Genomic DNA, 16,185 nt, shown 5'->3' with positions numbered 1-16,185 from the left:
TTAAACTTTTTTATGAAGGCTACCAAGCGAAAGCGCGGTAGAAAAATCTGTGTCTATTTTCTTGACATAGTATCAGTTCATTCTTTCTAGCCAATCCATAAGTTTACTCCCTTTCAATATTTACTTTAAAACAAAATAGATAATAATTGCCGACATTTCATGCCTAAAAATGTTGGTATCAAAAAATAAACCTTTTGATAGAATCAGGACAAACTATTTGTTTCCTTCCGATAGCCTTCTATATAATGAAGCCCTAGACACATTAGTAATTTCGCAAATTTGATTTACAGTCATACCGCCTTCTTTATATAGTTTTACTGCATATTTCATTCCTGCGTGATTTTTATGATATTTCTTTAAACGACCCTTAAACTTCCCTTCTTTCTTAGCCAGCTCAATCCCTTCTCGTTGACGCATACGGATAAGATCTCGTTCTAATTGGTTCACACCAGCCATTACTGTAATTAAGAATTGGCTGTATGGATTATCCTCTGATAAATCTAGCCATGTATCCTTGAGTGATTTTAAGCTTGCCTTTTTCCTGCGTATTAAATCAATCAATTCAAATAAGTTCTGCGTACTCCGAGTGATCCGAGTTAAGTCTGTAACATAAATAATGTCTCCTTCCTGTAAATCCTCTAACATTTTTTGAAGTTGCTCGCGATCCTTTGCTGCCCCAGAAACTTTTTCTTCAAAAATAATATCCATACCGATTTCGTTTAATTGCTGAAATTGTCTTGAAGGATTTTGGCTAGTCGAACTGACACGTATATAACCGATTTTTCGCAAAATATCACCTCGTTTTTGAGACAAGTCTTATGAGCCAATTAACCTTCGGTTTAGCCTATTTTTGAAAGTTTTTTGTGATATTTAGTTAGATATAGTTTCTATGCTATATCTTGGAAAGCGGTCTTGTTCTTAAAAGGGGAAATATCTAATGTAAGAGTTTATTAACCAATGCTATTACCGTTACCTTAAGTGGTTTTCCTTTTTCTCGTCTCTTGTCGTAAAACTCTCGCAATCCTTTGTTTCTAGGTATGATTTCATCAGTTGTTTTCTTTTTACGACAATCACAAATGGCACAACAGACTGCCACATATTAGGCATGTCGAAGTCTGCTAGATCCTCGTTTTGTGATTCAATTCTTTGTGGCCCTGTTTAAATACACTGGGATAGATTCCAGCGAAGGCTACAAGCTTTTTAGGATTGTTAAATCTATCAATCTCACCAATCTCAGAAATAATCGTTGCAGCGATTTTTTCTCCAATTCCATTGATAGAATTGCTGATATTATATTCTTCAATCTATTTAGCGAGGGCATCTATTTCTGACTCTAACTTTGATAGGTGCTCTTTGTATTGAAGAATCATACTAATATACATATCAAGGCTTAAAGTATGACTCTGATATATGGTCTTTTCAAAAGGATTACGAGTGGCTACAGCTTTAATATAAAAAAGGGTCATTCAGAAATATTTAGCATTATGGCTAACCTTATAATACGAACAGAGCGGGTTAGTTGGTGTACCAACGTAGATGATACATCCATTTTCCTTTAGTCCTTATTTTTAGCAACTTCATTCTATAGATGGGATTTATTAACTAAACACAAAAGAAGATAGATATTTTTGTGAACGCAGGCTAATGAAATAGGGTTTGTTAACAATTATTATTAAACCATATTATTTGTTAGGTTGCTTAAGATACAGGGTGAGTCGAAAAGTATATTTAATTTGATGGAAACAATTTCCTTATCGGTGCTAATTGTCATGATAACTTATCCTACAGGAGCTGAGTAGGTTCTTAAAAAAACGCAAAAGGTTGTTCGGTATCGGAATTATGAAGGGGAAGTGCATTATGGAATTGTAGAAGACGATGAGATCCTTCAATTATCCAGTACATTTGCTGAAATTGTAAATAATAATCTCCAATTTGATGGAATTAGGGTTAACTATAATTGTGTGATCATTTTAGAGCCAGTCAAACCATCAAAAGTTATTAATTTTGGTTGGACATATGCAGAACATGCTAAAGAGACTGATGGACAGGCCAATCTCAGAGAACCATTTTTATTTTTAAAACCAGTAACTACTCTGATACCTGATAAAGGTGAAATTATAATTCCTCCAAATAATGTAACCAGTCAGGTGGAGATGGAGGGGGAAGTAGCCCTTATTATTGGGAAAAGCGGGAAAAATATTAAGGAAGAAGAGGCCATGGACTATATTTATGGCTGTACAATATTTAATGATGTGACAGCAAGGGACCTTACAAAAAAAGATCCCCAGTTTACACGTGGAAAGGGTTTCGATACTTTTGGTCCTCTAGGGCCATGTATTGTGACAGGTATTGATCCAACAAAATTACGAATTGTTACAACTTTAAACGGAAAAGCCGTACAAGTTGGTAATACAAATGAGATGACTTTTTCTATTCCGTTTCTTATTAGTTGGATCTCAAACATTATGACGCTTGAACCAGGTGATGTCTTAGCTACTGGTTCACCTGCAGGTAGTTGCCCAATGAAATCAGGTGATATCGTAACAATAGAAATAGAGGAAATTGGTAAACTAACAAATTATGTAAAATAGATCGTTTCAAAAATACCCAAGCCATCTTTGGTAGTCTCTTTTCGATTTCATTTATCAAGTGTTTTTTTAGTCTATCGAATCAACGGTCTTATATTCTGAGAGTCTCTTAAATAACTTATTTGTAAAGCAAGCACAAATAGGGCCTAATTATTTTTTGAAGCTATTGTGATAGGCCTATATTACAATCGATAAACGGTATAAAGTCGCATAACTTACAGGAGTGATTTCCAATGTTTGAATTAGAAATTTTAAATGCCACAATTGTTACCTCAAGACAACGGTATGTTGGGAGTATATCTATCTCAAATGGGAAGATTGCAGCAATTAGTAAATCGCCGTTGCTAAATGCCCAACAATATATTGACGCAAAAGATTTAGTGTTGGTTCCTGGGATGGTAGACCAACATGTTCATTTTATGGATCCAGGGGAGACTGACCGTGAAGATTTTATTCATGGTTCAATGGCAGCAGCCACAGGCGGAGTTACAACTGTTATTGAACATACCCATGCGTTTCCAGTACGTAATGTCAAAGCTTTTAAAGAAAAAAATGAATATTTAAAGAAAAGATCTGTTGTGAACTACGGTTTAACTGCACATGTTTTCCCAGAAGATTTAGGGAATTTGAAAGCGCTTTGGGAATGTGGAGCCATCTTATTTAAAATATTTACATGTACGACCCATGGTATTCCTACAATGAATAATGATGAGTTATATAAGGCATTTGAAGAAATCGCTTCTTTTAATGGTAGCTGCTTGGTACATTGTGAGGATGATGCCATTACAGAAGGAAATGAAAAGAGATTAAAAGCGGCTCATCGATGTGACCATGGAATTATTTCGGAATGGCGTTCGGAAACAGCTGAGGAAGTTGCTGTTGCTAACGTAGCATTAATGGCTCGATTAACTGGTGTCCAAGCGACAATTGCCCACATTAGCCACCCTTTAGTAGTGGAATTAATTAAACGTGAACAAGCTGAGGGTGCAATTCTTTATGGAGAAATTTGTCCTCAATATATGTTTATGGATGATCAAAAGGTATTGGAGAGAGGTCCATTTGGCAAGTTTACACCTCCCGCAAGAAAGGTGGAACAACAAGAAAGATTAATAGAAATGATCCTCGCTGGAGACATTCAAATTCTTTCCACTGACCATGCACCATCGACCGTTGAACAGAAGCTTAGCGGTAATATTTGGGAATGTAACTTTGGATTACCGGGAGTAGAAACAACCTTACCTATGATGCTGAATCTTGTCAATCAAGGGAAAATTACATTGGAAAGAGTAATTGAAATATACAGTGAAACACCTTCAAAGGTACTTGGCCTTTATCCAAATAAAGGTTGTATCATGGTCGGGGCAGATGCAGACTTAGTCTTACTTGATATGAATCATAAATGGACCATAAAAAATGAAAATATCATTTCCAAATCAGGATGGTCTCCATTTGACGGAGTAGAAATTACCGGTAAGCCTATTTATACGATTGTAAACGGAGCTATAGTTTATGAAAAGGGGAATATTGTAGCGGAACCAGGTATTGGCCAACCAGTTAGTAGACTGCAAAAATTAAATGTAATCAATAAATAGTATTTGCAGTAAACAATATAAAAAAATTTACATAATAAGGAAAGGAGTTGAAGTAGATTACTAACAATTGTAAGAGTCCCAAGAGTTTTAAAGATTAGTCTAAACGATTCATTGTATTTTAATTATGTTTTAAAGGGTGAAGGGGGAAGAATTTGATGAAGACAGCAGTTCAAAGAAACGACGTAGTTATTGAGGACAAACCTCAAAGAAAATTAAGTACCAAAGTCGCTATTGCTATTCTAGTTCTTTTAGCAGCCTCCTATGTAATTAACGCAATGGACAGACAAGTGTTTCCCGTAGTAGTTGGAGCAGTTCAATCAGAATATGGGTTTAGTTTAACTCAAAGTGGTTTGTTATCTACAATCTTTACATTGGGAATCGGTTTAGCAGGTATTCCAACAGGTTTTTTATTGGATAAATTATCCCGAAAAGCAGTTATGATTATAGGTATTGTTATTTACTCTGCTTTTACAATGTTTACTGCGCTGGCAATCGGATTTCCTGATATGCTTGCATATCGTGCAATTACTGGTATTGGCGAAGCTTTACAAAACGCTGCTCTTTTCTCTGCAGTTGGTACATACTTCTCCAGTCATCGGTCATTGGCCATTGGTTCTTTAAACTTTGCATACGGAGTTGGCGGATTTTTGGGACCCTATTTGGGAGCCAAAATGGCAGTTGCTTACGGATGGAAAATGCCATTTTATTTGTACGCAATTCTAGGATTTGTCCTAGCAATTATCATCTTATTTATTGTGCCAAAGATATTCACAGAGACGAAAGAAGAAATAGAAGTAGATTCAAATAAATCTAAAAAAGTTGACCAGTCACATATACCTGATAAGTTATACAATCGCAATGTAATATTGTGTGCAACCGCAGCAGTTGCAGTTGGGGCTTCAATTTATGGTTATGTTGGATTATACGTTAAATATTTAACTAGTGAACTTGGATTTGAGGGTCCTACTGCTGGCTTTGCTCTTAGTTTGTTTGGGATTGGAGCCTTAATGGGACTAGTTGGTGGATGGCTTGGCGATCGTTTCAATCAGCGTTATGTAATCGTAACTGCATTTATTGGTGCCATGATTACGGGATACCTACTTTTTAACGCTGCCACAACACCTCTGCAACATTATTTTCTTAGTTTCTTAATGGGGACCTTTGGCAGTGGAATATTATTTGTAAACGTCTACTCTTTGATTCAACGAAGTGTCCGTGTGGAATATGTTGGCCGGGCATCAGGTATTTTTATTAGTTCCTTATATTTACCATCCGCAATTGCAGGTTATATTTTCGCATTATTAGTTGAGAATGTTGGCTGGGGTGGAGCCGCATTCTGGGAATTAACCGTCTTCCCGATTATCGGCGTTATTGCAGTATTATTCATGCAGGATGATAAAATTAATCTTTCCAAACACCAGGCAAACAAGGCCGGAATTCACGGATAAAATAATAAAAGTAAAAGGGGGGACCTCGGGTTCCTCCCTAATATTACTAATTAGGAGGAAATGTTATGAAAAAAATTGCTGTTATTGCAATTGATTTACACAGAGGACACCTAGATCCATCCGTAGCTACTATGCCATTGCCGACTGATAAATGTATGCAGGTAATCAAAGCAAATCGTGTATTTTTTGAGGAATGTCGTAAGTTAGATATCCCTATTATTCATCTACTTACCCAATACAGAAATGAAGAGGAAATTTTATCAAACCCAGCGTGGTATGACCGAGCAAATGATCCAAACGCGACTCGAAAAAATGTGGGGAAACATAACCTAGAAGGAATGCCAGGGGTAGAGGTCATTTCTGAATTATGGGATGAAAAAGATATTTTAATTGATACAAAAAAACGTTACGACTGTTTTATCGCAACAGATCTTGACTTTGTATTGAAAGCCAATCAAATCAATTCTTTATGGATTACGGGTGTAAACACAAACTCCTGTTGTTTAGCCACCTCTATTGATGCATCTGTTCGAGATTATGACGTGACGATGGTATCTGATTGTGTGGACACTATGGATGGAGATTATTTCCATGAGGCTGCACTAAAAGTGTTCGAAAGAGCATTTGGTAAGGTGAAATCCTCTAAGGAATTGGTTGGTGTATTAATATGATAATAGACTCACACCATCATATCATCCCCAAGAAGGTAGTAGACGCAATCCGTTCCGGGGATAATAGATTTCAAGCCGATATTCAAAAGAAAGAAAATGTTGAATGGATTGTTCATAATCAAGGATATGCCTACCCTTTATTTGATAAATTTTATGATGCAGAGGCAAAATTAGAGGATTTAAAAAAAGGTGAAATTGACAAGGCTGTATTATCTCCAGCACCTCCGATGTTTAATTACTGGTTAGACCCTGAAACCGCAGCAGGGGTAAGCAGTTTCATTAATGACGGGATTGCTGAATTTATTGCAGAGAATCCGTCCGTATTCCAAGGAATGGCTACTGTTCCAATGCAAAAACCAACTCTTGCGGTAAAAGAAATGGAGAGGGTTGTTCATGAACTTCAATTAAACGCTGTGGAAATTGGCACTTCTATTGAAGGGGTAAATTTGGATGACCCTCAATTTACTGAATTCTTCGAAGCTGCAGAGGCATTAAATGTCACTTTATTTTTACATCCTTACTATGTAGGAGACAAAGCTGGGATGTCCAAATATTATTTTACTAATCTAGTAGGAAATCCATTGGATACAACGGTAGCCGCTGGAAGTCTCATATTTGGAGGGATTCTTGATCGTTTTCCTAACTTAAAAGTGATGCTTGCACATGGTGGAGGCTATTTACCTTATCAAATTGGCAGGTTCGATAAAGGATACCAGGAGAGAAAGGAAAGCAGAACCTGTAAGGAAAGACCATCGTCCTATCTTGATCGTTTCTATTTTGATACATTAACTTTTAACACGCAAACCTTACAATTTTTAATTGATTTTGTTGGACCCGAGAAGGTGGTATTAGGTAGTGACTATCCTTTTGATATGGGGACACTAAAACCAAGAGAAATTGTGGAGGAATGTCAACTTCCTGATAAAACTAAAGAATTAATCTATCAAGGGAATGCAAGGCACTTATTTAGTAGTTGACTTTCATGGCATAAAGGAGAGATAAGAATGAAAATAGCATCTATTCAAGTCCAGGCAAATGACTTAAAAGATTATAAAACCGCCATGCAAAAACTATTAAATATGGTTGAAAAGGCCGCTTCCGAAAATGATTTAATCATTGTTCCGGAGGCTGCTTTTCCAGCCTATTTTTTAGGACATGAAGAAGGAAATCTTACTGAGATACTTGAAGAAAGCGAAAATTATTTAAATAAAATAAAACAAATTGCAATAAGAGAAAAAACCTATATTGCATATGGGTATGCGGAAAAAGAGAAAAAAAATCTTTATAATACTGCTGTTTTATTGAATCGCGAGGGAGTAGAGATTGCAAAAAAACGCAAATCCTTTTTATGGCATTTTGATAGTACATGGTTTAGTGCTGGGGAGGAAACCGCAATTGTAGATACGGAGTTTGGAAGATTAGCACTTGTTGTATGTGCTGATGCCAGAATGCCGGAAATCATTCGGTTAGCAGCCCTTGAAGGGGCAGAGTTAATTATTGATTTAGCAAATCTGACTGCAACAGGGCCAGATATTTCTGAACTCCACAATGCGCAAAGTGCCTATATGTTATCAACACGGGCACTGGAAAACCAGGTTTGGCTTGCTGTTTCTGATAAATGGGGAGTAGAGGCAAACACTATTACATATGCAGGACGTTCGAGTATTTTTGCACCCGATGGGACTTGCTTAATCCAGGCAAGTTCGGATAAAGATGAAATTATATCTGCCGAGATTCCTTGTGATGGTCAAGGAAAGATTAAAATAGCAGGAGAAGTGAAGTTTTCTGAACAAAGAAAACCACATTATTATCAACCCCTTACATCTCCCATCGATTCTTTGCCAATCGTAAAATATATGAAGGAATCATTGATTCCTGCTGACCTAACGCCATTTGTTGTAGTTGCGGCTGGTTATATGGAGGAAGAATATCTCCAAATGGTCCGAAGGATGGTTGATCAAGGCAGCACATTAATTGTTATGCCACCTAATCATGTGAATATAGAACAAGTAACAAATGAAATAAAAAGTATTCTTCCTGTCAATTGTTATCTATTTGCAACAACAATGGACAATTCTGGTGAAATGATTAGTTATATGATCACAAACGAGGGGATTCAAAAAAGGTATTCAACTATACATTCGCCAGGTAACGATGATGAAAATGTAGAAAGCTTAATCTTTGAAACAAAATGGGGCAGGGTTGCCATCATGCACGGGGTAGAAGGGATGCTTCCGGAGTGGTCTAGAACGTTGATGTTGCTTGGTGCAGATTGTATCATTTGGCCAAATCAGTATTCTCCTGAGATAGCTATAAAGATCGCTAGAACAAGGGCAGCTGAAAATAGAATTTATATGATAACGTCACAGTCATCTAATGAACACAGAAATATTAGTCAAATAATTGACCCAAATGGGAGCGTCATCACTTCCACGTTAGAGTCCTTGAGAAAACATGCTAGTGGTACTCTAGTTCCGTTTGTAAATAGCAGAATAAAAGAAATTGTACCTGGGACAAACGTTGTATTGAATCGGAATCCACAAAACTATGGGAGGCTAATCAAATGAAGAAAGTTGATGTATTCATCAATGGAGAATTTAGGACACCATTTCTAAACAGATATATCCCAGTTATTAATCCTGCAACAGGGGATATTATTGCAGAAGCTGCGGAAGGCAATGAAAAGGATATTGAGTGGGCAATTGAAAGTGCAGAAAAAGCATTCAAAGAAACTCCATGGTCATACGATAAAGAATTACGATTCCGTGTATTAAACCGACTAGCCACTTTACTACGGGATAATCTAGGTGAACTAACAGAACTAGAATCAATAATTACTGGCCGTCCTATCCGTGAAATGAAGGCACAGCTATCAAGGTTACCGGAGTGGTTTGAATTTTTTGCTAGCGTATTAAAAACGCATGGGACCGATTCACCTCCATTTAGCGGTGATTATTTAAATTATATACAAAGAATTCCACTAGGAGTCGTTGGACTAATAACACCTTGGAATCATCCGTTATTAATTCTAACCAAGAAGCTTGCTCCCGCGTTAGCAGCAGGGAATTCCGTAGTCATTAAACCATCAGAAAATGCACCAGTTACCCCTTCCATTTTGGGAGAACTTGCAAAAGAAGCAGGTGTTCCAAATGGGATAATAAATATAGTGCCGGGTTATGGAGCTGTAGCTGGGAAGGCTCTCAGCACCAATAAAAATCTGGCAAAAGTGGATGTAACAGGTGGAACGGAAACAGGAAGACATATCGCTTCCGCAGCTGGATTCAATTTAGCCAAAGTAGCAGCAGAACTAGGGGGAAAGGCTTCTGTTCTTATCTTACCGGATGCGAATTTAGAAGAAGCAGTAAATGGATCTACATTTGCTGCATTTATTGCTACGGGACAAACTTGTGTACAAGGCTCACGTATATTCGTTCATGAATCACAGTATGATGAATTCATGGAAAGATTTGTTGAAAAAACGAAGAGTCTTAAAGTTGGAGATCCACAGAAACTGGAAACAGATATTGGTCCTGTTATTAGTGCAAAACAGTATAAGAGAATTTTGGATTATATACAAATTGGTAAGGATGAAGGTGCAGAAATTGCATTTGGGGGAAAACCTCTTGAAGGTAAAGGATATTATATTGAACCGACTATTTTTAAAAACGTTCAAAATAATATGCGAATTGCCCAAGAAGAAATTTTTGGACCAGTAACTTGTGTTCTTAAATACTCTAATACTAACGAACTAATAGAGCTTGCAAATGGAACAGATATGGGATTGGCTATGTCTATTTGGAGCAATAATATAAGGCAAGCACATAGCCTTGCTAGCAAACTTGAAGCAGGTATTATATGGATTAATGACCATCACCGTATAGACCCATCTTCCCCTTGGGGTGGTTTTAAAAGCAGTGGTATAGGACTGGAGAATAGTATAAAGTGCTTTGAGGACTACTCAAAAATTCGAAATGTCATAGTCAATATTCAAGATGAAGGTTTCGATTGGTTCGATGGGAGTGCTCAGGTGAAAAGATATAGTTAAGGAAAAAGCGAAGAATTTAAAGGAATCCAAAATTCCCTTTGATTTCTTCGTTTTTCTTTTGCCTTTTTTTAATTAGTAATAGATTAATAAATATTTATTTTTTCGTAATATTCACTAAGAGAATGCTAGAAACTGATATAATTGTAAACAAGTTCAACAATTTTGAAAAACGGATTATAAGAAAAAGTATCCCGATTTTTGGTAAAAAATGTTAGCTACATAAGGCTAAAGACTAAGTTTTCAAACAAGGAGGACCTGGACGTTGATAACAGTGGAACAGATTTTGAATACAAATCCTTTTCAATCATCAAAAATCCTTGGCGGAGAGAAGGGTCTTCAACGCATTGTCAGTACAGTAACGGTAGCAGAGGTACCTGATGCTGCCAATTGGTTGCAAGGTGGTGAACTTGTTTGTACCACAGCATATTTTATTAGCAAAGGTATCAAATACCAGATGGAATGGGTCGAAAGTTTAGTTGTCAATGGTGCCGCAGCGTTAGCAATAAAAACTAGCCGCTTTTTGGGAGAAGTACCGATATCGATTATCAAAATTGCTGATCGGTTAAATTTTCCTATCATCGAAATATCAACGGAGGTTACATGGCCAAATGTTATTGAGTCCGTTATGAAACTTCTTATGGATACCCAAATAAACATCCTTCAAAGAACCGAAGAAGTACATAACGCATTAATATCTCTGGTTCTCGAAAATGAATCTGTTCAGGTGATTGCCAATCAGATTTCAAATCTTGTCGGGAATCCAATTATTATTGAAGATGCGAGGCTTAACCATATTTCATTGAGTCAAAATAGTATTATAGACGAAGAAAAAAATAATAAATTCATAGAGGAACGGTTAAGTCCTGTTTTTAAAGAAAAATTAGCATGTACCGATTTTTACAAAAACGTGATATCAAATAAAATAAAAGGAAAACTGGAACTTCCCCTAAATTCTAACATAAGTCTAAATACGATCACTGTTCCCATTCTCTCTAATAAAATGGTTTATGGTTTTATTTCTGTTATTGCAACGAATAAAAAAGTGTCTCAGCTTGACTTAATGATTCTTGAACATGCTACAACTACTTTGGCCCTTCAGTTTATGAAGCAGCTTATTCATGAACGGACATTAAGAACTAAAACTGTATCGATGATTAACGATCTTGTGAATGGAAGATTCGGTTCTGATCTGGTAAATGAATTTTATTTACATCACAATGATTGGACAAAGCCTGTTGTAATGGCTGTAGTTGAGTTAGGGGGAGAAAATTTAATTGAGGAGAGCTATGCCTGGGATACCTCAACAGAACGGTTGACTGAGAGAATTATGAAACACCTTCTTAATCACTTTGATAATGTTTTTGTTGGAAAGAGTGAAACCTCCACGTTATATGTATTGGCGTTCTTTCAATCATCAATTGTTTCCTCTGCTGCAGGTACATTAGGAAAAGAACTAGATATTATTCTAAGTGAATGTAAAAAGCAACAGCTTATTCATAGTTATTTTGCAGGAATTGGTAGCGCGCAAAATGACTTACAGCAAGTTGGCAAAAGTTTTAATGAGGCCCTCTCGGCAAAAACAATTGCTAAATCGTTTCAGATGAAAGGACCTATTGTACTTTATCAGGATTTGGGGATACATAGGATCATTTCGATGGTCCATAATAGAGAAGAATTAAGGAACTTTTGCAATGACTTTTTAGGAGATCTTGTAACCCATGATAATCAAAATAAAGATGTTTTAAGGGAAACATTATATGTTTATCTGCAAAATGGTGGCAATGCTCATGAAACCGCAAAGCGAATGTTTGTCCATCCAAACACAATTGCATACAGATTAAAGAAGATTCAGAGTGTTATTAAACGGGATATTAACTCTTGGGAGGTTCGATTTACATATTTATTTGCACTCGAAGCTGCTGAAGTACTTGATAATCCTTCCGGATTGTTGAGAACAAAATAGGTTTTTAACTTCAAGAGAAAATACCTTCCTTTGATTGTTAGAAGTCAACATTTTTTAATAGGATTATTTGTTTACCGCCCATAAAGATTAATTATTTATTTTGAAATATAGTCTATATAGGATATATTGTTTAATAAATATTCCGAATATTTTTTAACGCTTAACTATTGAGTTAAATACCTTTGAAGTTAAGTAAGGCGTTTAATCTATTTACTTTTGGAGAGGTGGAAAAATATGGCGGTTGAAACGGTAATTCAAGATAATATGAAGATTTCATGGGATGTAGAAATCCCAATGAGTGATGGAAGTATTGTTCGTGCAGATATTTACGCTCCGGTTGAAGAGGGACAATATCCAGTTATTATGACCTATGGTCCATATGCAAAAGGATTACCATTCCAGGAAGGGTATCCTTGGCAATGGGAACGTATGACAGAGGAACACCCAGAAATTCCAGAAGGCTCCACCAATAAGTATCAAACTTGGGAAGCGGTAGATCCCGAAAAGTGGGTTCCATATGGATATATTTGTATTCGTGTGGATTCAAGAGGAACAGGAACTTCGCCTGGTTATTTAAATCCTTTTTCAAAAAGAGAAACGCAAGATTTTTATGAATGTATTGAATGGGCAGGGGTACAACCATGGAGTAACGGAAAAGTAGGTTTAAATGGAATTTCCTATTATGGTATGAATCAATGGCAAGTAGCAGCACTACAGCCACCTCATCTAGTTGCGATATGTCCTTGGGAGGGCGCGAGTGATTTCTATAGAGATGCAACTCATCATGGGGGAATTGCTTCTGCTTTCTGGTCTACATGGTATGGACCACAAGTATTAAAGGTTCAAAATGGAGTCGGAAAAAATGGCTCAATTAACCCCAATACTGGTAAATTTATTGCAGGACCTGAAACATTATCAGATGAAGAACTTGCTAAAAATCGTATTGATATCGATCATGAAATATACTCTAACACGTTAGCAACCGATCCTTATTATTTAGAAAGACAAGTGGACTGGTCTAAAGTAACTGTTCCCATTTTGTCAGCTGGTAACTGGGGCGGTCTTGGTTTACATCTAAGAGGAAATGTAGAAGGGTATGTGCAGGCTGCTTCAAAGGAAAAGTGGCTGGAAATTCACGGGTTGGAACATTGGACACATTTCTATACTGACTACGGAAGAAATCTTCAAAGACAATTCTTTGATTATTATCTAAAAGGGGAAGATAATGGATGGAACGAGCTTCCACCAGTATTATTGCAAGTTAGAGGTTTGGATGGGTTTGTTAATAGGCAGGAAGAAGCTTGGCCTCTCCCAAAAACAGAATGGACACGTCTATATATAGATACAAACAATTTAAGCCTGAGTAAACAGCCCATCGACGGTCATATTGAATATGATACATTCAGTGAAGGGGTAACGTTCTTGACTCCAACATACGAAGTGGAAATGGAGATTACAGGACCAGTTTCTGCAAAACTATTTGTTTCTTCATCTACAGAAGACACAGATGTATTCCTAACAATTAGACTCTTTGATCCAACTGGGAAAGAAGTATTGTTCAGTGGAGCCCAGGATCCAAAAACACCTATTACTCAGGGATGGCTACGCGCTTCTCATCGTAAACTAGATCTTGAGAAGAGCACAGAATACCGCCCTTTTCATCCTCATAATGAAGTTCAGCCGTTAATTCCTAATGAGATATATGAACTTGATATTGAACTTTGGCCTACATCAATTGTTATACCAAAAGGATATAGACTAGGATTAACGGTAGGTGGTTCTGATTATAGTCATGATGAAGATGGAACCATGTACCATACAAGATTAATGACAGGCTCAGGTGCTTTCTGGCATGACGATCCTCGTGATCGTCCTGAAGAGGTATTCAGGAGTAAAGTCACTATTCATACATCTTCAGGAAAACCATCTTATTTACTTGTACCAGTAATTCCAAAAGAACGTTAAAATCTACTAACTAGATAAATAGAGGAAAGCTGAATCATTGCTATCCTCTATTTAATTATTAAATTCTTCATCTAGCCTCTCATTGACCCTTTGATATCTCCATTGCTTTTCGATATTTAATGATTCCCACTTTATTTATTAAATTTCACAGAAAAGATTAATAAAGCATGGAAAAATTGTTATTAAGAAATTTGTGGCATCACTTTCTAATCCCAACCGAAGTGTTGTTACGTGTTTCAATTATTTCCTCTTTATGGTTTATCAACTCCTAAATTATCCTAATACCTGGGCATATCGTAAACAACTTTATTATCATTTTTCATTAGGAGCATAAAAGTAAATCCAGTCGTTGGTCTAGATATTCTGAAAGGGGAAAGTCAAGTTCAGATATTTCTTGATAGAGGCAAACCATATCAAAAGATTATCATAGTTTCTAATACTGTTTAGGGTCTTAGTCCATTTCTTAAGTATAGTTCAAGAAGAGGAAGTGTGATTCTCCTTCAACGTTGACAAAAGGAAATGGTTTTTTAAATCTTTGGGAGTTTTTTTCACAATGTTTATGTTAGTTATTTTTAGGTATTATTTTCTTCCTTCAAGAATAAACATTTATAAAGACAAGTTGTATAAGGAGGGATAGTAATGGAATTAGATGTAAAAGTGACGATTAATGGGACGAAAGATGTACAACTGAAAATTATTTTGGATAAAGAAGAATTTAAACATTTGGAGGATGAGGATAGGGATGAATACATCTCTAATGCGGTAAAAGAAGTTTTTTGTGAAAATTTGAGAATTGAGTGGAGGGAAACTCAACTTTCACTTAAAGTTGCTGGATAAATAATTACACCCCCCATTGGGGAGAGTTTTAAAAGTGTTGTTTTCGAGGGGGATATTTTTATATTGTGCAAAACTTTTTTATGTTAGTCATTCACTGGACCTTTTAAAGGAGTAAAAATGCATTCCAATAACACTTAAATAAAAATTAGTAGAAGTCCTCTGACTATTATTTTTAAAACATTTCTTTGTAAATGGTGTAAAAAGTAATTTTTTAGGGGACTTTTATTGTTCCATACATACTACAATGAGAGCCGTGTTTCGCAAGCCGTCCAACCGTTACTACTTGAGAGTTTTTGCACTAGTAATCACCGTGTAAAGCTTTTTCATTCTTATATTATTTATCTTTATGTTTTATCAATTGATGATATAATAAGTTATGAAGATGTGAGCGGAGGGTGAATATCTATGGAAGAAATCTTAAAACAGATTTTAAATGAATTAAAAGAGATTCGAACTGACATAAATGAATTAAAACAAGGGCAAAACCGACTTGAAGTTGGTCAAGAAAATTTACAAAAAAATATCGTCGATAGTTTAGGATTATACACAGAGAAGATTGTTGGACATGTTGATGATAAAACAGAAGCATTAAATAAAAGAGTCTACAAAGTAGAGTCAGAGGTAGAGCGATTGAGCAGACAGTAAGGAAACGTCCATCCTTACTGTTTTTTATTTAAATCTAAGATAAGATATTCATAAGATTGGAAGGAGGGTTATTGAACCCTCTTTTTTTATTTACACTCAAACACAGTAATTGGTAATTTAACCGATAATTTTAAAAATGTCGTCATGATTAGTTTTTTCTATTCTCTCTCTATTGAATTTTGATAGAGTACATGCTGGAGAAGGGGTTCTAGATATGGAAACTACCCCAAATATTGCCCATATGAAAAGGCATCACCTAGCAGTGAACCATTAGATTAGTTCTTAAAGATGGTACAGAAGGAGTAATAAGCATACAAGCAACAGATTATATTAAATCAGCACAGGTGTCTATTTATAAGAAAAACCGGGCATAGCCCGGTCCTTTTCATGGTTAGAGAATATCCGATAATTTGTACTCTATGCCATGTACC

12 protein-coding genes and 1 pseudogene are annotated in these 16,185 nt (G+C 36.2%); 11 read left to right on the top strand and 2 right to left on the bottom strand.

Annotated elements, in window-relative coordinates; genetic code table 11:
• Positions 1 to 213 precede the first annotated feature (213 nt).
• Both ACR65M_RS23995 and ACR65M_RS23990 read right to left on the bottom strand, forming a co-directional pair.
• Positions 214 to 789, bottom strand: coding sequence for a recombinase family protein (locus tag ACR65M_RS23995; protein WP_041098603.1), 576 nt, complete (start codon positions 787 to 789; stop codon positions 214 to 216).
• Positions 790 to 887: 98 nt separating this feature from the next.
• Positions 888 to 1,451, bottom strand: a pseudogene (locus ACR65M_RS23990) (transposase); the annotation flags it as partial.
• 399 nt (positions 1,452 to 1,850) lie between these two features.
• Here ACR65M_RS23990 and ACR65M_RS23985 point away from each other — a divergent pair.
• From ACR65M_RS23985 to ACR65M_RS23935, 11 genes are all read left to right on the top strand, one after another.
• Complete coding sequence (locus tag ACR65M_RS23985; RefSeq protein WP_440274607.1) at positions 1,851 to 2,591, top strand: fumarylacetoacetate hydrolase family protein; 741 nt, start codon at positions 1,851 to 1,853, stop codon at positions 2,589 to 2,591.
• A 230-nt stretch (positions 2,592 to 2,821) separates the two neighbouring features.
• Positions 2,822 to 4,180, top strand: coding sequence for a dihydroorotase (locus tag ACR65M_RS23980; protein WP_440274606.1), 1,359 nt, complete (start codon positions 2,822 to 2,824; stop codon positions 4,178 to 4,180).
• 155 nt (positions 4,181 to 4,335) lie between these two features.
• The gene (locus ACR65M_RS23975) at positions 4,336 to 5,628 is read left to right on the top strand and encodes an MFS transporter (protein ID WP_440274605.1); all 1,293 of its coding nucleotides are present in this window, start codon (positions 4,336 to 4,338) and stop codon (positions 5,626 to 5,628) included.
• Positions 5,629 to 5,693: 65 nt separating this feature from the next.
• Positions 5,694 to 6,299 carry a cysteine hydrolase family protein gene (locus ACR65M_RS23970; protein WP_440274604.1) on the top strand — a complete coding sequence of 202 codons (606 nt, stop codon included), beginning with the start codon at positions 5,694 to 5,696 and terminating at the stop codon, positions 6,297 to 6,299.
• Entirely contained in the window at positions 6,296 to 7,276 is a 981-nt protein-coding gene (locus tag ACR65M_RS23965; RefSeq protein ID WP_440274603.1) for an amidohydrolase family protein, read from the top strand. Before ACR65M_RS23970 ends, ACR65M_RS23965 begins: the two co-directional genes overlap by 4 nt.
• 27 nt (positions 7,277 to 7,303) lie before the next feature.
• Entirely contained in the window at positions 7,304 to 8,866 is a 1,563-nt protein-coding gene (locus ACR65M_RS23960; protein WP_440274602.1) for a carbon-nitrogen hydrolase family protein, read from the top strand.
• Positions 8,863 to 10,344 carry an aldehyde dehydrogenase gene (locus tag ACR65M_RS23955; protein WP_440274601.1) on the top strand — a complete coding sequence of 494 codons (1,482 nt, stop codon included), beginning with the start codon at positions 8,863 to 8,865 and terminating at the stop codon, positions 10,342 to 10,344. The genes ACR65M_RS23960 and ACR65M_RS23955 overlap by 4 nt, the downstream gene beginning before the upstream one ends.
• A gap of 271 nt (positions 10,345 to 10,615) precedes the next feature.
• A complete protein-coding gene (locus tag ACR65M_RS23950; RefSeq protein ID WP_440274608.1) occupies positions 10,616 to 12,307 on the top strand; it encodes a PucR family transcriptional regulator in 1,692 nt (563 codons plus the stop codon).
• Positions 12,308 to 12,541: 234 nt separating this feature from the next.
• Complete coding sequence (locus ACR65M_RS23945; RefSeq protein ID WP_440274600.1) at positions 12,542 to 14,272, top strand: CocE/NonD family hydrolase; 1,731 nt, start codon at positions 12,542 to 12,544, stop codon at positions 14,270 to 14,272.
• Between the two features lie 639 nt (positions 14,273 to 14,911).
• Positions 14,912 to 15,109, top strand: coding sequence for a hypothetical protein (locus ACR65M_RS23940; RefSeq protein ID WP_440274599.1), 198 nt, complete (start codon positions 14,912 to 14,914; stop codon positions 15,107 to 15,109).
• Between the two features lie 405 nt (positions 15,110 to 15,514).
• Positions 15,515 to 15,754 (top strand): hypothetical protein, encoded by a 240-nt coding sequence (locus ACR65M_RS23935; protein WP_440274598.1) that lies wholly within the window; start codon positions 15,515 to 15,517, stop codon positions 15,752 to 15,754.
• The last annotated feature ends 431 nt before the right edge of the window (positions 15,755 to 16,185 follow it).

The sequence above is a fragment of the Ferdinandcohnia sp. SAFN-114 genome, assembly GCF_059415045.1.
Note: the sequence above shows the minus strand (reverse complement) of the source record. Positions and strands in the feature narration are given on the sequence as shown.